We start from the raw sequence: 21,194 nt of genomic DNA on the forward strand, positions 1-21,194 counted from the left end.
ATCTTGCCTTTAATCACAATGAAATGAGCACGTCTACCCCAAAAAAAAACCCGCATCTCTCAATGCGGGTTTTTTTCATTCAACAGCCGATCAGGCAGCCGGTTCCAGCTCCGCAGCTGCTGTGACAGGCGCAGGCACTACCGCTTGCCCGCTCAACGCCAGGTCCAGCAACTCACGGTTGGCCACCGCGTACATGGCGTAATCGGTGCCGCTGGCGGCACGGATTTCCACCAGCATGGCGCGCCAGCGTTCGATCATGCCTTCGTGCTCTTCCATCCACAGCGCCAGGCGGGTTTCCACGTCCTGAGTGCCGTCGCCCTGTTGCAGGACGGAGATGGTGATCGCACGTTGCTGCCAGTCGACGTCATCACGGAACGCTTCACGGGCCAGGGCCTGCCAGTTGTTTTCAACCGGCAGAGCGCTGATCTGTTGCAGGTACCAGGTGATGTCCAGCGCGCTGCCCACGGCGAAGTAGGCCTTGGCCACGTCTGCAGGGTTCTGGCCGGTCACGTCGGAGGCCTCGATGATCGGCAGCAGGGTGTACAAGTGCGAAGTGCCAGCCACCATGCGTGCGAGCAACTCCGGCACACCGGCTTCGACGTACGCCTGATAGCGGGCCTGCCAGGTGTCGCGGATCTCGCCACTGAGCAGTTCGTCGAGCTTCAGCCCCAGCTCCTTGAGGTGCGGACCGAAGTGCGCAACGTCACGGGCAGCGTTCTGCTCGTTGCGACGGGCACGCAGGAACCAGCGCGTGGCGCGACGGCCCAGGCGCATCAGCTCGTCCATCAGCTCCAGTTGCACGTCGGCGGAAACCTGATAATCCAGGGATTCGATCTGACGGAACCAATGCGGGAGATGGAAGATGTCACGCACGATCACATAAGCACCGGCCACGTTCGCCGGGCTCATGCCGGTCGACTCTTTGAGTCGTTGAACGAAGGTAATACCCATGTGGTTGACCAGATCGTTGGCGATCTGGGTGCTGACGATTTCGCGCTTCAGACGGTGACGGCGCATGGCTTGGGAAAACTTGCTCACCAGGCTTGGCGGGAAAGCGGTTTCCATGTCACGCGTCAGGTAATCGTCGTCCGGCACCTGGGAATTGAGCAGCGCTTCCTTGAGGTCGATCTTGCTGTAGGAGATCAGCACCGACAGCTCGGCACGGGTCAGGCCATGGCCTGCAGCGACGCGCTCGTTGATGGCTTCTTCGGCCGGCAGGAACTCGATGGCGCGATCCAGCTTGCCGCGACCTTCCAGATCGTTCATCAGGCGCTTGTATTCAGCGATCCGCGGCAAGGCACGACGCGCCGCCAGGGACAGGGCCTGGGTCTGCTTGTAGTTGTTGCCCAGCACCAGGTTGCCGACTTCGTCGGTCATGCTCGCCAGCAACTGGTTACGTTGCTTGTCGGTCATGTCACCGGCCTGAACCACTTCGTTCAGCAGGATCTTGATGTTCACTTCGTGGTCGGAGCAGTCCACGCCACCGGCGTTGTCGATGAAGTCGGTGTTGGAACCGCCGCCATTGAGGCCGAATTCGACACGACCCAGTTGGGTCATACCGAGGTTACCGCCCTCGCCCACCACTTTGCAGCGCAGTTCGTTGCCGTTCACGCGCAGTGCATCGTTGGCCTTGTCGCCGACATCGGCGTGGCTTTCGGTGCTGGCTTTGACGTAGGTGCCGATACCGCCGTTCCACAACAGGTCTACCGGTGCCTTGAGCAAGGCATTCAGCAGTTCGGTCGGGGTCAGTTTGTCCGCCTGGATGTCGAAGCGCTCTTTCATCTGCGGGGAAATCGCGATGCTTTTCGCGCTGCGGGAGAAGATCCCGCCGCCTTCGGACATGATGCTGGTGTCGTAATCCGACCAGGCCGAGCGCGGCAGGTCGAACAGGCGCTGACGTTCGGCGAAGCTGTTGGCCGGCTCCGGGTTCGGGTCAATGAAGATGTGCAAGTGGTTGAAGGCTGCGACCAGTTGCAGCTTGTCGGACATCAACAAGCCGTTACCGAACACGTCACCGGCCATGTCGCCGACGCCCACCACGGTGATGCTGTCTTCCTGGACATTGATGCCGCGCTCGCGGAAGTGACGTTGAACGCCCACCCACGCGCCTTTGGCGGTGATGCCCATCTTCTTGTGGTCGTAACCGGCAGAACCGCCCGATGCGAATGCATCGCCGAGCCAGAAGCCGTAGTCGATGGCAATACCGTTGGCGATGTCGGAGAAGGTGGCAGTGCCCTTGTCCGCAGCGACCACCAGGTACGGGTCATCGTCGTCATGACGCACGACGTTGGCCGGCGGAACCAGCGCACCGTCCTTCAGGTTGTCGGTGATGTCCAACAGACCCGAAATGAAGATGCGGTAGCAGGCGATGCCCTCGGCCGCGATCTCGTCTCGGCTGCCGCCCAGTGGCAGACGACGCGGCAGGAAGCCGCCCTTGGCGCCCACTGGCACGATGACCGAGTTCTTCACTTGCTGGGCTTTTACCAGGCCCAGCACTTCGGTACGGAAGTCTTCTTCACGGTCAGACCAGCGCAGACCACCGCGAGCGACGTTGCCGAAGCGCAGGTGCACGCCTTCGACGCGTGGCGAGTAAACGAAGATTTCGAACTTCGGTACGGGCTTGGGCAGCTCTGGAATCTGGTGCGGGTTGAACTTGAAGCTGAAGTAGGACTTGTTCTTGCCGTTCGCATCGGTCTGGTAGAAGTTGGTCCGCAGCGTGGCCTTGATCAGGTCCAGGTAGCGACGCAGGATACGGTCTTCGTTGAGCACCTGGACTTCGTCCAGCGCGGTAATGATCGCGTGTTCCAGGCGTTGCTGCTTGTCTTCCAGATCGTCGCTGGTCAGCTTGCGCGCCAGGTAGAAACGGGTCTTGAACAACCGGGTCAACTCGCGAGCGATGTCGGTGTGGTTGTTCAGGGTGCTGGCGATGTAACCCAGGTCGAAGCCCAGTCGAATCTGCTTCATGTAACGGGCGTAGGCACGCAACAGCGCCACATCGCGCCAAGGCAGGCCGGCGGTCAGCACCAGGCGGTTGAACGCATCGTTCTCGGCATCGCCACGCACGATGTGGACGAAGGCGTCCTGCAAGGTGTCGTTGAGTTGCTGGATGTCGAGTTCCAGGCCTTCAGCGGCGGTGAACGCGAAGTCGTGAATCCAGAACTCGCGGCCACTGTTGTGGCGCAGGCGATACGGGAATTCACCCAACACGCGCAGACCGAGGTTTTCCAGGATCGGCAACACGTCGGACAGCGCCAGCGGTGTATCGGCGTGATACAGCTTGCAGTGCAATTCGCGCTGACCAGACACCTGGCCCAGTGGTTGATAGAAGCTCATCACCAGCGGATTTTTTTCGGTCAGGCTCAGCAGGTGCTGCATGTCGACCACGGCCGAATGGGCAGCGAAACGCTCGCGGTAACCGGCTGGAAAGCCTTTCGGGAAGTCAGCCAGCACGTTGGTGCCGTGGGCTTCGCCGAAGCTTTCGACTACCAGACTGGCGTAGTCGTCCTGCCAGCTGCGGCAGGCCTGGACCACTTCTTTTTCCAGCAGGACCGGGTCGATGTCGAGACGGTTCTTCGGATCGACGCGCAGAATCAGTTGCACGCGTGCCAGCACGGACTCGGAGAAGAAGGTCCAGAACTCGCAGTCCGAGGCTTTCAGGCGATCCATCAGCACTTGCTGGATCTTCTGGCGCACTTCGGTGGAGTAGATGTCGCGCGGCACGTAGGCCAGGCAGTAGCAGAAACGGCCATACGGGTCTTTGCGCAGGAACACGCGAATCTTGTTGCGCTCCTGGATCTGCACGATCGACATCACGGTGCTGAACAGCTCGTCCACCGGCGTCTGGAACAGATCGTCACGCGGCAGCACTTCGACCACCTGCGCCAGTTCCTTGCCCAGGTGAGCCTTGGGCTGGAAGCCGGAACGGCGTTCGATTTCTTCGACCTTGCGGCGGATGTACGGAATGACCCGCACGCTCTCGCCATACACCGAAGAGGTGTACAGGCCCATGAAACGGCATTCCTTGATGACTTTGCCGTCGGCGTCAATTTCGCGGATCGACACGTAATCCGGGTAAGCCGGACGGTGTACACGGCTTGGGTGCGCAGCCTTGGCGAACGACAGCAGGGTCGGTTCACGCAGGTAGTTCACGGCGTAGTCTTCGATGCGCAGGTCATCGTAGGTCAGGCCGGTGCGCAGCAGTTTGGTCAGGCCCAGGAAGGAATCCTGGTCGTAGACGATGTGACCACCGTCGACTTCATCGCGAACCACGAACTCTTCATAGCCCAGGAATGTGAAGTGGTTGCCCACCAGCCATTCCAGGAAGCTTTTGATTTCGGCTTTTTCTTCTGGATCGACGGCGTACTGGCTGTTGTCCAGGCCGGAGAGAATTTCCTGGACCTTGTCTTTCATCGGTTCGAAATCGGTGACCGCGACGCGGACTTCACCGAGAACCTGCTCCAGCTCTTTGGTCAGGACATTAAGCTCGGCCGCGTTGGCGCAGCGGTCGATTTCCAGGTACATCAGCGATTCTTGCAGAATGCCTTCGCCCTGGGTGCCTTTCGGCAGGATTTCCAGCAGCTCGCCCTTGCTGCCGCGACGCACGCTCAGCACAGTGGTTTGCAGGGTGTGAATGCTGTAGCCGCGACGGTTCAGCTCGGTACGCACCGAGTCCACCAGAAATGGCAGGTCGTGGTGCAGCACTTCGACCGCGGTGTGGGTCGACTGCCAGCCGTGGCGTTCGTAATCCGGGTTGTAGACGCGCACTTGCGGTTGCGCGTGATCGAAGCGCTCAAGCAGGCGCCACGCAGAAAGGGTGCAGCCGGCGAGGTCGGACAACCGACGCTGGGTCAGCTCGTCCAGGGAAATGATGCCGAAGAATTGTTCAGCGAACAGCGCCACTTGTGGCAGTGCCTGTTCACTGATGTGCTGGGCCAGTGCCGCTTGCAGTTGGTGCTGGAAGTCGGCTTTGCTGGCTGCGGTGAAGAACGCCATCTGTGGTACTCCGCTTGGGCTTGTTATTGATGGAAGCGTCGCGTGCAAAACCCCTTTCGGGGCGATCCGTCACCCTGTTCCTGATTCTCGGGCAGAGGAAACAGGGTGACAGGTGGGTGAAGCTGGACGAGACACTCAGGTCACATTCACCTTCCATGAAGGGGTATCGGCAAAAACGCCTGTGCGATGAATTGCACACTGTCTTTACGGATATCCATTCGATGCGCAGCTTAACGAGTGCGGCAAGGCCTGTGCTTGCGGCGCTGCGACATATTCGGTCATCGGTACGCAGCTCACGACATGCGCCTCGAACAACACTAGCAGTCGTGCAGGAAAACGGGCGCTTTATCCCCGGTTTTGCGGCACATCCGTACCAGAAATGACCAGTAACACTCCAAGTGTTCACGACACATGATCTGACACTCAGGCGAGCAGAAATTCCCCGGGGCTGGCAGAATTGCCTTTTGTTACGTTCACCACGCTCGCCGAGCCAGGATTTTCCCATGCAAATGACAACTGACCTCTTGATCGTCAACCCGTGCGACGAAGAAGAAGACAACTTGGCCATGCTCTGCTGCAACAGCGTCGAGGGCGAAATGTTCCTGATGAGCCGCTTTCCGGACGAGGATGAGCTGGAGATCATCTTCCACGACAAACCTTCGGCCCTCAACGGTGTGAAAGTCACCCTCAGCCCTGACCGCCTGCTGATCGAAATCGCCGCTGCGGACATCGATGTGCTCGATGGCGAAGACTCGCTGGAAATCCTGCACGGCACCGATGCGCAGGATCTGGCGGAAGTGGAAGAGACCTTGCAGAACATCCTTAAAGGCACCGGTACCTATATAAGCCAGCTCTAAGCCTCGGAATCTCGGGTGCCTGAACCTGCCTCATCGCGAGCAGGCTCGCTCCCACATTTGATCGTATTTTCATGTGAGAACCCGGTCACCTGTGGGAGCGAGCCCGCTCGCGATGAGGCCAGCCAGATCACCACCCTGTCCCTCGCCTACAAATTTCCAACAATTTCACCCATCAATTCCCGCACTTTGCACAAAATGCCGTTAGTCGCCGCCCCCCGCGATGGATTAAAGTAACGCCCCCAGCCCTGGCGTTATTCGAACGTCTTCGGTCACCCTTTCCAGGAACAGTCATCGATGGAACATCGTGAAGCGCTGCTAGCGCTGCGAACCTTTCTTTCAACGCAGATTCTCGGCCAGGAAAAACTCATCGAGCGCTTGCTCATCGCCTTGCTCGCCGACGGCCACATGCTGGTCGAGGGCGCCCCGGGGCTGGCCAAGACCAAGGCCATCAAAGAACTCGCCGAAGGCATCGAAGCCCAGTTCCATCGCATCCAGTTCACCCCCGACCTGCTGCCGGCCGACATCACCGGCACGGAAATCTATCGCCCGGAAACCGGCAGCTTCGTGTTCCAGCAGGGCCCGATCTTCCATAACCTGGTGCTGGCGGACGAAATCAACCGCGCCCCGGCCAAGGTTCAATCGGCATTGCTGGAAGCCATGGCCGAGCGCCAGGTCAGTGTCGGGCGCAGCACTTACGAGCTGTCACCGCTGTTTCTGGTGATGGCCACGCAAAACCCGATTGAGCAGGAGGGCACCTATCCCCTGCCGGAAGCCCAGCTCGACCGCTTCCTGATGCACGTGAAAATCGGTTTCCCGGACGCCGCCGTCGAACGCCGCATCCTGCAACAGGCCCGTGGCGAAGCCCTGAACGGCGAAACCAAGCCCGAGCGCCGGGTCAGCCAGCAGGCGATTTTTGCCGCACGCAAGGAAATCCTCGGCCTGTACATGGCCGACGCCGTGGAGGAATACCTGGTGCAACTGGTCATGGCCACGCGCACCCCGGCCAAGTTCGACCCGGAGATGGCCGAGTGGATCGCCTATGGCGCCAGTCCTCGCGGTTCGATTGCCCTCGATCGCTGTGCCCGGGCCCATGCCTGGCTGGCCGGTCGCGACTTCGTCAGCCCGGAAGACATCCAGGCCGTGCTGTTCGACGTATTGCGCCACCGCATCATTCTGTCCTTTGAAGCCGAAGCCGCTGGCATCGATCAGGACCGGGTGGTCCAGCGGATTCTCGACGTCGTAGCCGTCGCTTGACCCCCATGAACGCCCTCCTTCCGCCCGAGCCGGGCATCCGCGTCAGCCTCGCCGAGCTGATCGAGATGCGCCATCGCGTGCGCGAAGTGCAGCTGTTTTCCACGCCGAGCCAGCGCAGCCCCCTGATCGGCCTGCACCACTCCAAACTGCGCGGCCGTGGTGTGGACTTCGATCAGGTGCGGGTTTATCAGGCCGGCGACGACGTGCGCACCATCGACTGGCGCGTTACCGCCCGCACCCAGGAGCCCCACACCAAGCTGTTTCACGAAGAACGCGAGCGACCGATTTTCATCATGGTCGAGCAAAGCCGTCGGCTGTTTTTCGGTTCGGGGCTGATGTTCAAATCAGTGCTGGCCGCTCAGGCAGCGAGCCTGATTGGCTGGGCGGCCCTTGGCCATAACGACCGGGTCGGCGGGCTGGTGTTCGGCGACAACGAGCACTACGAAATCAAACCCCGGCGCAGCAAACAAAGCCTGCTGCAACTGCTTAACCGTCTGGTGCGGGTCAATCAGTCGCTGCACACCGAAAGCGAACAGAACCGCGATTCCCTCAACATGGCCCTGCGTCGTGCACGGGAGGTGCTGCGCCCCGGCAGCCTGGTGATTGTGATCTGCGATGAACGCGCCTTGACCGAAGGTTCGGAACAGCAACTGAGCCTGTTGTCGCGCCATTGCGACCTGTTGCTGTTGCCGCTGTCCGATCCGCTGGACCACGCCCTGCCCGCCGCCGGGCTGCTTCGTTTCGTTGAACGTGGCGCGCAACTGGAACTCGACACCCTGAATTTCGACCTGCGCCAGACCTACCGCGCCCAGGCCGAAGCGCGCATCGCCCGCTGGGAATTGCTCGCGCAAAAGCTGCGGGTATTGCTGATGCCGCTGAGCACCCAGAGCGAGATGGTCGAGCAACTGCGCGAGTACCTCAACCCACAGAAACCGGGGAAAGGTCGATGAGCAGCCTCGATCAACTGCAACCGCTGATTACCCCGCCGCCCATCGAGTTCTGGCCCCCCGCGCCCGGCTGGTGGCTGTTGCTGTTGTTGCTGCCGCTGATCGGTTTCGGCCTGTGGAAGGCGCGGCGATTCATTCCGAACAAGCGCCCGATCGTCCGTGCCGAACAACCGCTGGACCCGGTGCGCATCGCCGCACTCGCCGAATTGGCGCGGATGCCAAAGCCCTACGACGGCGCACCGGCCGGCGCCTGGCTGCAACAACTCAATGGGTTGCTCAAACGCCTGTGCCGCAACCATTACCCCTACAGCCAGAGCCACACCCTCAACGGGCGCAAATGGCTGGCGTTCCTCGACAACCGCTGCCCGGCCGCCGGTCTGACCCGCTGGATGGTGCTGGTCGAAGGCGCCTACAAACCCGAATGCAAACTCGACGACAAGGCCATCGCCGGCCTCACTCAAGCCGTCGATACCTGGATTCGCAAACATGTTTGAGTTCGCCTGGCCGTGGATCTTTGCCCTGCTGCCGCTGCCCTGGTTGATGCGCGTCCTGCTGCCGGTGGCCGACAGTGGCGAACCGGCGCTCAAGGTCAGTTTCCTCAATGACCTCGAAGGCCTCGCCCGCCGCCGTGCGCGCGCCAACCTGCCGGCCTGGCGCCAGCAAGCACCGTTCATTCTGTTGTGGCTGTTGCTGCTGATAGCGGCGGCGCGCCCGCAATGGCTGGGCGATCCCCTGCCGATTGCCGCCAGTGGTCGCGATCTGCTGGTGGCCGTGGACGTGTCCGGCTCCATGGATTTCCCCGACATGCAGTGGCAGGACGAAGACGTCAGTCGACTGTCGCTGGTTCAGCACTTGCTCGGTGACTTCCTTGAAAGTCGCGACGGTGACCGTGTCGGCCTGATCCTGTTCGGCAGCCAGGCTTACCTGCAAGCGCCCTTGACGTTCGACCGGCACACCGTGCGCGTGTGGCTCGACGAAGCGCGAATCGGTATCGCCGGCAAGAACACGGCAATCGGTGATGCCATCGGCCTGGCGATTAAGCGCCTGCGCATGCGTCCGGCCCAGAGCCGTGTGTTGATCCTGGTCACGGATGGCGCCAACAATGGCGGTGAAATCGACCCGCTCACGGCGGCGCGCCTGGCGGCCAAGGAAGGCGTGAAAATCTACCCGATCGGCATCGGCGCTGACCCGGAGCAAAGCGGCACCTTGGGGTTCCTGGGGGTCAATCCGAGCCTGGATCTGGATGAACCGGCGTTGATGGCCATCGCCCAAGTCACCGGCGGTCAGTACTTCCGCGCCCACGATGGCAAAGAGCTGCAAACGATCAAGGACACCCTCGACACACTTGAGCCCGTGACCCAACAGCCGACCCAGGCCCGCCCGGCGCAGGCGCTGTATCACTGGCCTTTGGCGCTGGCATTGTTGTTGAGCATGTTGTTGGTGGTGCGCGAGCGTTGGCCGGACAACCCGCTGCAACGGTTCTTTACCAAGGACCTGTTTTTGCAAACGCAATTGCCTGACTGGCGCCAGCGGCTCAAACGCCTGCGCCTGCGGAGGCGCCGATGAGTGCGCTGTGGCCGTACTGGTTCCGCCCCTGGTGGTTGCTGTTGTTGCCGCTGCTGGGCTGGCTGCTCTGGCAACTCTGGCATCGACAAAAACGCGCCGGGCGCTGGCAGATGATCCTGCCACCGGCCTTCCACGCTGCTTTGCTGAGCGGTGGAAGCGGGCGCGACAGCAAACTGCCGTGGGTCGTCCTCGGCCTGGCTTGGATACTGACCGTCCTGGCCTTGTTGGGGCCGAGTTGGCAGCGCGTCGAGCAAATCAGTCAGAAGCCCGCCGACCCGCTGGTGGTCGTGCTTGAGCTGACCCCGGAAATGCTCGCCACCGACGTTGCGCCGAACCGACTCGAACAGGCCCGGCGCAAACTGTTGGACCTGCTGCAAGTGCGCAGCGACGCCCAGACTGCAATCGTCGTTTACGCCGGCAGCGCCCACACCCTGGTGCCTCTGTCGGATGACCTGTCGACCAGCCGTAATCTGCTCGATGCGCTCAAGCCGTCGCTGATGCCCGAAGCCGGCCATCGCGCGGACCTCGCTGTGACCAAGGCCCTGGCACTGCTGAGTCAGGGGGGATTGGGTGAAGGCCGGATCCTGTTGATCGGTTCCACCCTGACGGACCTGGAACGTGAAGGCATTCGCCAGGCACTGGATCGAAAATCGACGCAGTTCCTGATGCTCGGCATCGGCACCGCCGAAGGCGCACCGGTCGCACAGGAGGACGGCAGTTTTCTCAAGGACGACCAGGGCGCGATCCTTGTGCCGTACCTGGACAGTCCAAGCCTGAAAGCTTTTGCCAACGAGCTTGGCGGACGCTATCGCCCAGCGCGACTGGGCGATACCGACCTGCGCGGGCTCGGCCTGCTTGACGGTCCACGCACCCTGCGCAACGACGGCCAGACCTTGCGCCTGGACACCTGGGCCGATCAGGGTTACTGGCTGCTGCTGCCGCTGTTGCTGCTGGCGGCGTGTGCAGGTCGCCGTGGCTGGTTGTTCTGCCTGCCTTTACTGTTCCTGTTGCCGCAACCGAGCTATGCCTTCGACTTTGAAGACTTGTGGTTGCGCCCCGATCAACGGGGCCTGCATCTGCTCAGGCAAGGCCATCCGGCGAAGGCTTCGCAGCATTTTGAGGATCCGCAGTGGCAAGGCGTCGCGCTGTATGAGGCCGGCGACTACAGCGGCGCCGCCCAGCGGTTCGCCGAGGGCAACGATGCCCACGCCCACTACAATCGTGGCAATGCCCTGGCCAAAAGCGGTGAGCTGGAAGCGGCGCTGGACGCTTACGATCAGGCGCTGGAACGCCAGCCTGATCTGCGCCCCGCGCAGACCAACAAAGCACTGGTAGAAAGTCTGCTCAAGCAGAAAAACGCACCGCCACCGGTTGAGCCGCAGAAATCCGCCGATGACGAGACCAAGGACACCGAGCAAGAAACGCCACCGGGTGCCGCCACACAGCCCGCGGACAACAATCCACCGAAGTCCGACGCCGGGCAGACCACGCCGGACGCCGGGCAACAGGCCACAACACCGCCGAAACCGGGCGCCAATGAAGTCCCGGGCAGCGAGTTGGGGGACGAGCAAAGCACCACACCACCGATGCGGCCGGCCAGCGACAATATCGACGGCGAACAGCGTCAGGCGCTGGAGCAATGGCTGCGCAAGATCCCCGATGACCCGGGCGAATTGCTCAGGCGCAAATTCTGGTACGAACAGCAACAACATCAGGATCAGGAAAAAACGCGATGACCCGCTTCACCCTTTTCATGCTCGCCCTGCTGCTCAGCACCGTCCAGGCTCAGGCGGCGGCGCTGGTCGCCAGTGTCGATCGCAGTCGCCTGAACTCCGGCGAGACGGTCGAACTGACCCTGGAATCCAACGACGTCACCCAATTCGGCAAGCCTGACCTGGCACCGCTGGAACCGCTGTTCGAAGTGCGTGGCACCCGCCAGGTCAACCAACTGACCACCCTGAACGGCGATAACCGCGCTACCACGCGCTGGATCATCACCTTGCTGCCCAAGGAAAACGGCAGCGTGACGATTCCCCCGCTGCAACTGGGCGAGGTGCAGAGCCAGCCGATTACCGTGCAAGTGGTCGAAAGCGAAACCCAGGACACCGCGAACAAACTGGCCCCGGTGTTTATCGACGCGAGCCTCGACCAGTCCAGTGTTTATGTGCAGGCCCAGGCCATTCTGACTTTACGCATCTATCATTCGGTGTCGCTGTACGACGACAGCAGCCTGACTCCGTTGCAGATTCCCGACGCGCGCATCGAACAACTGGGCGAGTCGCGCACTTACGAGAAAGCCATCAACGGCCTGCGTCATGGCGTGATTGAAATGCGCTATGCGATCTACCCGCAACACAGCGGCGAATTGACCATTCCGGCGCAGATTTTCAGTGCCACGCTCGTCGACACCCAACCCACCCAGGACGCCACCCAGGCGCCGAAGTCCGGGAAACTGATGCGTGTCAGCTCCACTCCGATTCTGCTGACGGTCAAGGCCAAACCCATTACCTACCCTGCCGACCTGCCCTGGTTGCCGGCCCGCAGCCTGAGCCTGAGCGAAAGCTGGAACCCGGAGCCGGACCATGCGCAGGCGGGTGATTCGCTGACTCGTAGCCTGACCTTGAAGGCCGAAGGCCTGGCCAGTTCCCAACTGCCGCCGCTGCCCGCCACCGACGTCAACGGCCTGCGCCGTTACCCGGACCAACCGGTGCTGAGCAACCAAAGCACCGAGCGCGGCCTGATCGGCAGTCGTGAAGAGCGCGAAGCGCTGGTGCCGGGCCGCAGTGGCGCCATCGAGTTGCCTGCGGTGGAAGTGGTCTGGTGGAACACCTTCGAAGATCACCTGGAACACAGCAGCCTGCCGGCCCGAAGCCTGCAAGTGGCGAGTAATCCGAGCCTGGTGGTCGATACTCCGGCTGGCACGCCGTCGGTCATGTCCGCAGCCGACAGCGAAACCCTTTGGCGCTGGAAACTCAGCACCCTGATCCTGGCCTGCACCACCCTGCTCGGTTTCGGTCTCTGGTGGCGTGGCCGCTGGCAACCCGCCGTGCTGCGCGCCGCGCAGACCGGCCCGAGCCCACGCACCGTCCTCGACGAACTCAAGCGCGCCTGCCAGGCCAACGATCCCCACGCCACCCGCCAGGCCCTCGACGCCTGGGCCCGGCAACAACCGGAAACCCTCGCCGACATGGCCGCCCGCTTCGTGCCACTGTCCGACGCACTGGACGGCTTGAACGGCGCGCTCTACAGCGAAACCGGCCAGCACTGGCAAGGCGAAGAACTGTGGCGGGCGATCAAAGCGATCCCGATTGCCGAACGGGTTCAGGATCCGGTGGGTGACAGTGGCCTGCCGCCGTTGTATCCGAAGTAACGACCTCTAACTGTTGAGATGAAACTCGGCGTCCAGATGAATGGCCTGTAAAAAAGCGCTGTCGTGAGAGACGACGATCAACGCGCCCTGAAACTGATTGAGCATCTGTTCCAGCGCTACTTTGCTGGGCAAGTCCAGATGGTTGTCCGGCTCGTCCAGCAACAGTAACTGCGGTGGCCGCAGTGCATACAACTGCGCCGCCAGGGCTATTTTCAGGCGTTCGCCACCACTCAACTGACTGGTCTTGAGCGTCGCTCGATCCGCATCAATGCCCATCTGCGCCAACCGGGTTCGCGCCTCGGCTTCGGGCAACTCCGGATTGCTCTCGTAGAGCCATTGCACCGCCGTGCGCTCGGGGTGCTGCAACCCGGCGTGTTGATCCAGCCAGCCGACATGACAGGTGCGTATGACTTCGCCTTCGCGAACCGCCAACTGGCCGGCGATCACCTGCAACAAGGTCGACTTACCGCTACCGTTGGCGCCGAGGATTGCCATGCGCATAGGCCCGGTCAGCGTCAGATTGACCGGCGCCGTGTGACCGAACGGCAGAATGACGTCGTTGAGCTGCACAATCAGCTTGCCATCGGGCACCACGCTTTCCGGGGACAGCATCATGCGCTGGATATCCGGCGCACACCGCGCCCGGGCTTCGGCAATACGTTGTTGTTGCTGCTCCCGGGCCACTTGCTGATTGAGGCGCAATTTTCCCTGACTGTTTTCACTGCGTTCTTTCTGGGCGTTGGTGATCAACTTGGCCTGATTGCCGTCGCGGGCCTGACGGTCGCCGCGCGCATTACGCCGTTGCTGACGCTCCATCTGCACGGCCATCTCACGTTGCTCGCGCTTGGCCTGTGCCCGCTCGCCTTGCAATGCCGACTGGAACGACTGCTGTTCCTGCTCGCGCGCCGCCACATATTGACTGTAGTTGCCGCCATAGGCCGCCAACCCCAATGGCGAAAGCTCGACAATTTCGTTCACGTGCTCCAGAAGGCCCCGGTCATGACTGATCAACACCAGGCCGCTGGGCCAGCGATCGATCTGCTGCGCAAGCTTGTGTTGCTGATCAATATCCAAGTGGTTGCTGGGCTCATCCAGAATGAGCCAGTCGGCCCGAGACAACCACGCCCCCAGCAGCGCGACCCGCTGCCGCTCGCCCCCACTAAGGACGTCGGTGTGCGAGTCGGCATTCAAATGGCCCAGGCCGATCTTCTCCAGCTCCGCCTCAAGGCGTGTGGCGCAATCCCATTGATCGACCGCTAACGCATGGTCATCCTCGTCGACGCTGCCCTGGGCGATGCGATCAAGCGCCGCCAGAATTAAGTCGACACCGGCCAGCGCGGCAACGGTGGGATAGCGCTCGGGCTCCAATAACTGCGCCACGGCATAGACCTGACCTTCGCGACGGACGATACCGTTGGTGGGACATTGTTGCCCCGTCAGCAGGCGGCCAAGCAACGACTTTCCGCAGCCATTGGCACCCACGATGCCAGTGGCCCTGGAGTTAAAGGTGTGATTCAAGTGATCGAACAGAACGCGCCCATCGGGCAGGTTGTACGACACTTGATCAAGTTGAAGTAATCGTTGGGTCATGACGTCTCCTTAACTATTCAAAACTCCCTGGTGGTGCGCTACAGCATCCGTCTCGTCACTGCGACTGCCTACCATACTGAAATCCCACACAATCGATAGGCAATCGTTTAAAGCTTTCAGCATCCCCCGGTCTTTTGCCATTAAACTCTCTCCCCTTTCGCCGCCATCAATTTCCACGCGGCCATCACCTTATTTCCTACGGAGTACGCCTTGCGTCTGTTTCACACCTCCGACTGGCACCTTGGGCAAAACCTGCACGGCCAGGACCGCGATTTCGAGCACGCCTGCTTTCTCGAATGGCTGCTACGCCAGCTGAAGCTGGACCAGCCTGATGTGCTGTTGATTGCCGGCGATATCTTCGACACGGTCAACCCGCCGGTCAAAGCCCAGGAACGCCTCTATGAATTCATCGTCAGCGCCCACGAGCAGCAACCGCTGCTGACCATCGTCATCATCGCCGGCAACCACGACTCCGGCTCGCGGATCGAATTGCCGGCGCCGTTGATGCGGCGTTTGCGCACCCATGCGCTTGGCCGCGTGCTGTGGCTCGACGACGGTCAACTGGATGCCGAGCGGCTGTTGTTGCCGTTGCCGGATGCCAGCGGGGAAATCGCCGGTTGGTGCCTGGCGCTGCCGTTTTTGCGCCCGGCCGAAGTGACCGGCGCGCAGTTGGGTGACAACTACTTGCGCGGCATCGGTCAGGTTCATGAATGGCTGATCGAGGCGGCCAATGCCAAGCGCAAGCCTGGCCAGGCGCTGATTGCGATCAGTCATGCGCACATGGCCGGTGGTTCCGTGTCGGAAGACTCCGAGCGCAGCCTGATCATCGGCAATGCCGAAGCCCTGCCCGCCAGCCTGTTCGGGCCGAGCATCAGCTACGTCGCGCTGGGGCATTTACACAAGCCGCAGAAGGTCAACGGTGAAGAGCGCATCCGCTACAGCGGCTCGCCGATTCCATTGTCGTTCTCGGAAATCGGCTATCAGCATCAGATTCTCGACGTCACGCTCGACGGCGAAACCCTGGTCAGCGTCGAGCCGAAACTGATTCCCCGTGCGGTCAACCTGCAACGCATCGGCCCGGCACCGCTGGCCGAGATTCTCTTGCAACTGGCCGACCTGCCGAACATCGATTTGCTGGCCGATATCCAGCGCCAGCCATGGCTGGAAGTGCGGGTGCGTCTCGACGAACCACAACCCGACTTGCGTCACCAGGTTGAAAGCGCCCTTCAAGGCAAAGCCGTGCGCCTGGTGCGCATCGCCGCCGAATATGCCGGCAACGGCAGTCGCGAGGGTGTCGAAGATGGCACCACGTTGATCGAACTGGACCAGCTCACGCCGCAGGAATTGTTCAGTCGTGCCTGGCAGGACAGCTACGGCAGCGAGGTCGATGAGCAAACGCTGAAAGACTTTGCCGAGCTGTTGCAGGACGTGCAGATGGAGAGCGAACAACCATGAAGATCCTCGCGATCCGCCTGAAAAACCTCGCCTCGCTGGCCGGGCCCTTTGAAATCGACTTTACCGCTGAACCGCTGGCGAGTGCCGGCCTGTTCGCGATCACCGGGCCGACCGGCGCGGGCAAAAGCACCTTGCTCGACGCCTTGTGTCTCGCGCTGTTTGGCGCCGTTCCGCGATTGAGCAACGCTCAGGTGTCGGCCAAGGCACCGGACGCCGATGGCGAAATCAGCACCGGCGACCCGCGCACCTTGCTGCGGCGTGGCACCGGCGAAGGGTATGCCGAGGTGGATTTCGTCGGCATCGATGGCCGTCGTTACCGTGCTCGCTGGGAAGCCAATCGCGCTCGCGAAAAGGCCGGCGGCAAGCTGCAAGCCAGTCGTCAGAGCCTGCGCGACATCGATCAGGATCAGTTGCTGGCCAGTCAGAAAGTCGAGTTCAAAACCCAGCTCGAAGCCGTGCTGGGCCTGAACTTCGAACAGTTCACCCGCGCCGTGCTGCTGGCCCAGAGCGAGTTCAGTGCCTTCCTCAAGGCCAACGACAACGAACGCAGCGAACTGCTGGAAAAGCTCACCGATACCGCGCTGTACACCCGCCTCGGTCGCCGCGCCTTCGACAAAGCCAAAGAGGCGCGTGAAGCGCACAAGCTGTTGCAGGATCAGGCCACGGGGGTGACGCCGCTGGCCCCCGAAGCCCGAGCCGAACTCGATGCGCGCTTCAACGAAGCGCAGCAGCAACTCAAGACCCAGCAAGCGCAGCTCAAACAGCTTGAATTGCAGCACACCTGGCTTAAAGACCTGCGGCAATTGCAGGACGAACAACAGAGCGCCACCGAACAGCTGACCAGCGCCCAGCAGCACTGGGAAAGCCTGGCTGGCGACCGGTTGAAGCTGACGCGCCTGGAACAACTGGCCCCGCAACGGCACCAGTTCGCCCGCAAGACCGAACTCACCGCCCAGCTCACCCCGCTGGCGGCGCAGATTCAGCAGCACATCCAACAGCAGGCCGAGTTGAACGAGCGGCAGGCGCAACTCGAACAGAGCTTGAGCGCTGCGCAGACCGCGCTGGTCGACGCCCAAAGCCAGCACACGAAAAAAGCTCCGTTGCTGCGCCAGGCCTTTGAAGAGCAAAGCACCCTCGCTCGGCTGGTCAAAGACGCCAGTGTGAGTGCAGAGCACAAGCAACAAGCGGAACTGGCCAGCACTCAAGGACAGCACACGATTCAGGGCCTGCTCGAGCAACAAAAACAGGTGGCTGCACGTCTGGAGCGGATTGCCGGGGAGCTTGAGCAAAGCACGCATTTAGCACCGTTGAGCGAGGCGTGGAACGCCTACCGTGATCGCCTGCAACAGCTGATGTTGATCGGTAATCGCTTGAACAAGGGCCAGGCTGAACTGGCGGCTCTGGAGCAAAGCGCCGCCCGCGCCGGCGAAGAACTGACGGCTCAAAAGCAGCATCTGGAAGTGCTCTACAAAGAAGCCGGTGCCGAGCCGGAAGCCGTGGCCGAACAAATCCAGTTACTGGGCAACTTGTTGCAGGACAACCGCAAACAACTGCGGGCGTTTGAAGAACTGACACGGCTGTGGGCCAGCCAGCAGGAGATCGACAAGCGCAGCGCCGAGCTGACGCAACGCCAGCTCAGCGCCCAGCAGGAACGTGATCGCCTGACCCAGGACGGCGTGAAGACCAAGAACGAGTTGGTCATCGCCGAACAGACCCTGACCGTCACTCGCGAACTGCTGGAGCGTCAGCGTCTGGCTCGCAGCGCCAGCGTCGAAGAACTGCGCGCACAGCTACAGGACGATCAGCCCTGCCCGGTCTGCGGCAGCCCCGACCATCCCTATCATCAACCCGAAGCGTTGCTGCAAAGCCTCGGTCGCCACGATGAAAGCGAGCAGGCCAATGCGCAGAAGGCCGTCGACCTGCTGAAAGAGAAACTCACCGATTTGCGCGGTGAAGTCGGCGGTTTGATTGCTCAGCAAAAAGAACTGCTGCAGCAACAGGAGCAACTCGCCAGCCAGCAACAAGGCCTGACGCCGAGCCTCGAAGCCCATCCGTTGTCGACGCAACTGCTGGCTCAGGACGCGAACAAGCGCGACAGTTGGCTGGCGCAGCAAAACAGCCAGTTGAACCAGAGCATCACCCAGGATGAACAACGGCAGACCGCCCTGCTCACCCTGCAACAAGATGCGGCTCGCCTTCAGCAGCAACTGCGCAGCGCCGAGGCTACTAGCCAGCAAGCGACGCAGCACTTGAGTAACCAGCAGCGTGAGCTGGCCAGTGATCGCCAGCGTCTCGACGAAGAGCTGAGCGCCTTCAGTACCCTGCTTCCGGCCGAGACACTGGAGGCCTTGCGCAACGAACCGGCCGCGACCTTCATGCAACTCGACCGGCAGATCGCCCAGCGCCTGGAGCAGCTCGAACAGCAACGCGATGAGCTCGGCGAACAGCAACAACGCCAGCAGACACTGGAAAAAGAACAGGACCGCCAACTGGCCCGCGCCCAGGCACTGGAATTGGCGCAGCAGCAATTCACCATCCTCGCCGAGCAACAACAGGCTTGCCAGGAACGGTTGACGCAATTGCTGGGCGAACACAGCAGCGCCGAACACTGGCAGCAGCAACTGGATCAAGCCGTCGAACAGGCGCGCACTGCCCAGGCAACAGCCCATCAGGAACTGCAAACCGTGCGCACGCGGTTAGTCGAACTGGCCGCTGAACTCAAAGCCAGACAAGAGCGCCTGCTGGCCCTGGAAACCGAAGACCGCGAACTGAGCGCAAAGATCGCCGACTGGCGCGCCTTGCATCCAGAGCTCGACGATGGCGGACTGGAAGCGCTGCTGAGCGTCGACGACCAGCACGTCAGCGAACTGCGGCAGCACTTGCAGCAAAGCGAAAAAGCCATCGAACAGGCCAACGTGCGATTGCAGGAACGGGACCAGCGCCTGCTCAATCATCAGGCGCAACACAACGGCAATCTCGATGCCGAGCAACTCGCCACGGCACTGACAGACCTGCAAAACCTGTTCGCCGCCAGCGAACACCGTTGCGCCGAACTGCGCGCCGAACAGGCCGAGGATCAGCGTCGGCAGAACGCCAACCAAGCCCTGGCGCAGCAGATCGCCGACGCCTACAGCGAGTATCAACGCTGGGCTCGCCTGAATGCGTTGATCGGCTCGGCGACCGGCGACACCTTCCGCAAGATCGCCCAAGCCTACAACCTCGACTTGCTGGTGCATCACGCCAACGTACAGCTGCGACAACTGGTGCGGCGCTATCGCCTGAAACGCGGCGGCAGCATGCTCGGGTTGCTGGTGATGGACACCGAGATGGGCGATGAGCTGCGTTCGGTGCATTCGTTGTCGGGCGGCGAGACGTTCCTGGTGTCGTTGGCCCTGGCGCTCGGTTTGGCGTCGATGGCTTCGAGCACACTGAAAATCGAATCGCTGTTCATCGACGAAGGCTTCGGCAGCCTCGATCCGGAATCCCTGCAACTGGCCATGGACGCACTCGACGGCTTGCAAGCCCAGGGCCGCAAGGTCGCGGTGATTTCCCATGTGCAGGAAATGCATGAGCGGATTCCGGTGCAGATTCAGGTCCAACGCCAGGGCAATGGCTTGAGTACCCTGGAGGTCAAATGAATACGCTGTACTCGTTCCGCCGCTGCCCTTACGCCATGCGAGCGCGCATGGCCCTGCGCTATTCGGGCGTAGCGGTGCAGATTGTCGAGGTCAGCCTGAAAGCCAAACCTGCCGAAATGCTTGCGCTGTCGGCGAAGGGCACGGTCCCCGTGCTGAGTATCGACGGTCAAGTCATCGATGAAAGCCTGGCGATCATGCACTGGGCCTTGGCGCAGAACGATCCGCAGGATTGGTTGCTCAAGGGTGATCCTGCCGGACAGGGGCACATCGCCGCGCTGATTGAAGAGAACGATCAGGTGTTCAAGGTGCATTTGAATCGCTACAAGTACGCCGAGCGTTACCCCGAGCAGCCGATGGACACCTATCGTGCTGAAGGTGAGGTGTTCTTGCGCAAGCTGGAGGTGTTGCTGGAGGGACGCGAGTATCTGCTGGCGGCGCATCCGAGCCTGGCGGATGTGGCGTTGATGCCGTTCATACGGCAATTCGCCCATGTCGATCGCGAGTGGTTCGGGCAGACGTCTTATGTGCGGTTGCAGGGGTGGTTGCAGCGGTTTCTGGCGTCAGAGTTGTTTGTAGGCGTGATGCAGAAGTAACGCACAATCCCTGTGGCGAGGGAGCTTGCTCCCGCTGGGGTGCGAAGCAGCCCCCTTCAATCTTTCTGACACACCGAGTCGCCCGATTTACGACTGCTTCGCAGCCCAACGGGGCGATGCGGCGTTCCGACAAACGCCCTCGCCACAATGGATCTCAATAGCCGCTCGTTTTCAGGCGAACACCTCGCACATCTCCACTACCGAGCAATCCACCTGGAACGGCCCGAAGAAATCGTCTTGCCGTTTCATGGGCGGATTGCCGGCCAGCAAACCCAGAGCTTTCGCCGTTTCAATATTACGCGCCAGGTTGTGATTGGCTTCGATGGACCGCGCAACTGAACCCGCCGAGCCCTGCCCTATCCCCAACAGGGAAGCGCCATTGGTCATGAATGCCAGGAAGGCAATGACCCAGAGTTTGCTGCCTTTCATGCCCCTGCCACTCCCGCCGATGCGGCTTGATCGACCACGACGCTTTGAGCACGGTGTTCGAACTGGATGGCGGGATAAGCGACCTGAACCGGCGCTTCAAAGGTGTGCTGCAAATTGGACGAAACGCTGACAATCAGCACCAGGGCCACGTAAAGACCTATGGCCAGGTAGGCGCCGTATTTGGCAGAAGTGAGGATTGAGCTGGCCATGGTGTTCTCCGTGGGCATGTTTAAGTGCCCACAGAATCGATCAAAAAAGCGGTGACAACCACTCAGGGTTTTCCATAGTCACCATCAGCTTCATTGATCATTAAGCCCGTCTATCTCAGTCTTGAATAAAACTCATCAAGCGTTCGCGGGCCGCGTCCGGCTCCTGGGAAACGGGCTGAGCAGCCGAAAGAATGGGGGTTGAATAGAGGAACAGAAGAACCACTGCCAGACGCATCGCCATGCTGTCGATCCTTGTTATTAGATGTTGAGTCAAAAAATCAACGTCAAATCTAA

General features: G+C 61.3%; 15 protein-coding genes. 10 read left to right on the plus strand and 5 right to left on the minus strand.

Features of this window, described 5'->3' with window-relative positions:
- Positions 1–90 precede the first annotated feature (90 nt).
- Entirely contained in the window at positions 91–4,992 is a 4,902-nt protein-coding gene (locus tag BLU63_RS28800) for an NAD-glutamate dehydrogenase (protein ID WP_010459882.1), read from the minus strand.
- A 503-nt stretch (positions 4,993–5,495) separates the two neighbouring features.
- On the opposite strand from BLU63_RS28800, the gene BLU63_RS28805 reads away from it, so the two are divergent.
- The 7 genes from BLU63_RS28805 (at position 5,496) to BLU63_RS28835 (ending at position 12,986) form a co-directional block, all read left to right on the plus strand.
- Positions 5,496–5,849, plus strand: a complete 354-nt coding sequence (locus BLU63_RS28805) for a hypothetical protein (RefSeq protein ID WP_010459880.1) — start codon at positions 5,496–5,498, stop codon at positions 5,847–5,849.
- 294 nt (positions 5,850–6,143) lie between these two features.
- The gene (locus tag BLU63_RS28810; protein ID WP_003218556.1) at positions 6,144–7,103 is read left to right on the plus strand and encodes an AAA family ATPase; all 960 of its coding nucleotides are present in this window, start codon (positions 6,144–6,146) and stop codon (positions 7,101–7,103) included.
- Between the two features lie 5 nt (positions 7,104–7,108).
- Entirely contained in the window at positions 7,109–8,053 is a 945-nt protein-coding gene (locus tag BLU63_RS28815; RefSeq protein WP_010459867.1) for a DUF58 domain-containing protein, read from the plus strand.
- Positions 8,050–8,544 (plus strand): DUF4381 domain-containing protein, encoded by a 495-nt coding sequence (locus BLU63_RS28820; RefSeq protein ID WP_010459865.1) that lies wholly within the window; start codon positions 8,050–8,052, stop codon positions 8,542–8,544. The genes BLU63_RS28815 and BLU63_RS28820 overlap by 4 nt, the downstream gene beginning before the upstream one ends.
- The gene (locus BLU63_RS28825) at positions 8,537–9,616 is read left to right on the plus strand and encodes a vWA domain-containing protein (RefSeq protein WP_083376868.1); all 1,080 of its coding nucleotides are present in this window, start codon (positions 8,537–8,539) and stop codon (positions 9,614–9,616) included. The genes BLU63_RS28820 and BLU63_RS28825 overlap by 8 nt, the downstream gene beginning before the upstream one ends.
- On the plus strand, positions 9,613–11,352 hold the full coding sequence (locus BLU63_RS28830; protein WP_083376869.1) for a tetratricopeptide repeat protein: 1,740 nt from the start codon (positions 9,613–9,615) through the stop codon (positions 11,350–11,352). The genes BLU63_RS28825 and BLU63_RS28830 overlap by 4 nt, the downstream gene beginning before the upstream one ends.
- Positions 11,349–12,986: a BatD family protein gene (locus tag BLU63_RS28835; protein WP_083376870.1), complete on the plus strand. Its 1,638-nt coding sequence runs from the start codon at positions 11,349–11,351 to the stop codon at positions 12,984–12,986. Before BLU63_RS28830 ends, BLU63_RS28835 begins: the two co-directional genes overlap by 4 nt.
- 6 nt (positions 12,987–12,992) lie before the next feature.
- On the opposite strand, the gene BLU63_RS28840 is transcribed toward BLU63_RS28835, so the two are convergent.
- Positions 12,993–14,576, minus strand: a complete 1,584-nt coding sequence (locus tag BLU63_RS28840; RefSeq protein WP_083376871.1) for an ABC-F family ATP-binding cassette domain-containing protein — start codon at positions 14,574–14,576, stop codon at positions 12,993–12,995.
- Positions 14,577–14,786: 210 nt separating this feature from the next.
- Here BLU63_RS28840 and BLU63_RS28845 point away from each other — a divergent pair, with 210 nt between their 5' ends.
- Genes BLU63_RS28845 through BLU63_RS28855 form a run of 3 tightly spaced genes read left to right on the plus strand, consistent with a single transcriptional unit; the run spans position 14,787 to position 20,262 of the window.
- Entirely contained in the window at positions 14,787–16,031 is a 1,245-nt protein-coding gene (locus tag BLU63_RS28845) for an exonuclease SbcCD subunit D C-terminal domain-containing protein (protein WP_010459857.1), read from the plus strand.
- Complete coding sequence (locus BLU63_RS28850; RefSeq protein WP_083376872.1) at positions 16,028–19,669, plus strand: AAA family ATPase; 3,642 nt, start codon at positions 16,028–16,030, stop codon at positions 19,667–19,669. The genes BLU63_RS28845 and BLU63_RS28850 overlap by 4 nt, the downstream gene beginning before the upstream one ends.
- On the plus strand, positions 19,666–20,262 hold the full coding sequence (locus BLU63_RS28855; protein WP_083376873.1) for a glutathione S-transferase: 597 nt from the start codon (positions 19,666–19,668) through the stop codon (positions 20,260–20,262). Before BLU63_RS28850 ends, BLU63_RS28855 begins: the two co-directional genes overlap by 4 nt.
- Positions 20,263–20,433: 171 nt before the next feature.
- On the opposite strand, the gene BLU63_RS28860 is transcribed toward BLU63_RS28855, so the two are convergent.
- From BLU63_RS28860 to BLU63_RS33580, 3 genes are all read right to left on the minus strand, one after another.
- Positions 20,434–20,691, minus strand: a complete 258-nt coding sequence (locus BLU63_RS28860) for a hypothetical protein (protein ID WP_077749656.1) — start codon at positions 20,689–20,691, stop codon at positions 20,434–20,436.
- Positions 20,688–20,900: a hypothetical protein gene (locus BLU63_RS28865; RefSeq protein WP_010459849.1), complete on the minus strand. Its 213-nt coding sequence runs from the start codon at positions 20,898–20,900 to the stop codon at positions 20,688–20,690. The genes BLU63_RS28860 and BLU63_RS28865 overlap by 4 nt, the downstream gene beginning before the upstream one ends.
- Before the next feature lie 115 nt (positions 20,901–21,015).
- Complete coding sequence (locus tag BLU63_RS33580) at positions 21,016–21,141, minus strand: hypothetical protein (protein ID WP_255311789.1); 126 nt, start codon at positions 21,139–21,141, stop codon at positions 21,016–21,018.
- Between the last annotated feature and the right edge of the window lie 53 nt (positions 21,142–21,194).

It is taken from the genome of Pseudomonas mandelii (assembly GCF_900106065.1).
Classification (GTDB): Bacteria; Pseudomonadota; Gammaproteobacteria; order Pseudomonadales; family Pseudomonadaceae; genus Aquipseudomonas; species Aquipseudomonas mandelii.

Coding starts and splice junctions, on each gene's coding strand:
- BLU63_RS28800 (WP_010459882.1), bottom strand. CDS start 4,992: ATGGCGTTCTTCACCGCAGCCAGCAAAGCCGACTTCCAGCACCAACTG.
- BLU63_RS28805 (WP_010459880.1), top strand. CDS start 5,496: ATGCAAATGACAACTGACCTCTTGATCGTCAACCCGTGCGACGAAGAA.
- BLU63_RS28810 (WP_003218556.1), top strand. CDS start 6,144: ATGGAACATCGTGAAGCGCTGCTAGCGCTGCGAACCTTTCTTTCAACG.
- BLU63_RS28815 (WP_010459867.1), top strand. CDS start 7,109: ATGAACGCCCTCCTTCCGCCCGAGCCGGGCATCCGCGTCAGCCTCGCC.
- BLU63_RS28820 (WP_010459865.1), top strand. CDS start 8,050: ATGAGCAGCCTCGATCAACTGCAACCGCTGATTACCCCGCCGCCCATC.
- BLU63_RS28825 (WP_083376868.1), top strand. CDS start 8,537: ATGTTTGAGTTCGCCTGGCCGTGGATCTTTGCCCTGCTGCCGCTGCCC.
- BLU63_RS28830 (WP_083376869.1), top strand. CDS start 9,613: ATGAGTGCGCTGTGGCCGTACTGGTTCCGCCCCTGGTGGTTGCTGTTG.
- BLU63_RS28835 (WP_083376870.1), top strand. CDS start 11,349: ATGACCCGCTTCACCCTTTTCATGCTCGCCCTGCTGCTCAGCACCGTC.
- BLU63_RS28840 (WP_083376871.1), bottom strand. CDS start 14,576: ATGACCCAACGATTACTTCAACTTGATCAAGTGTCGTACAACCTGCCC.
- BLU63_RS28850 (WP_083376872.1), top strand. CDS start 16,028: ATGAAGATCCTCGCGATCCGCCTGAAAAACCTCGCCTCGCTGGCCGGG.
- BLU63_RS28855 (WP_083376873.1), top strand. CDS start 19,666: ATGAATACGCTGTACTCGTTCCGCCGCTGCCCTTACGCCATGCGAGCG.
- BLU63_RS28860 (WP_077749656.1), bottom strand. CDS start 20,691: ATGAAAGGCAGCAAACTCTGGGTCATTGCCTTCCTGGCATTCATGACC.
- BLU63_RS28865 (WP_010459849.1), bottom strand. CDS start 20,900: ATGGCCAGCTCAATCCTCACTTCTGCCAAATACGGCGCCTACCTGGCC.
- BLU63_RS33580 (WP_255311789.1), bottom strand. CDS start 21,141: ATGGCGATGCGTCTGGCAGTGGTTCTTCTGTTCCTCTATTCAACCCCC.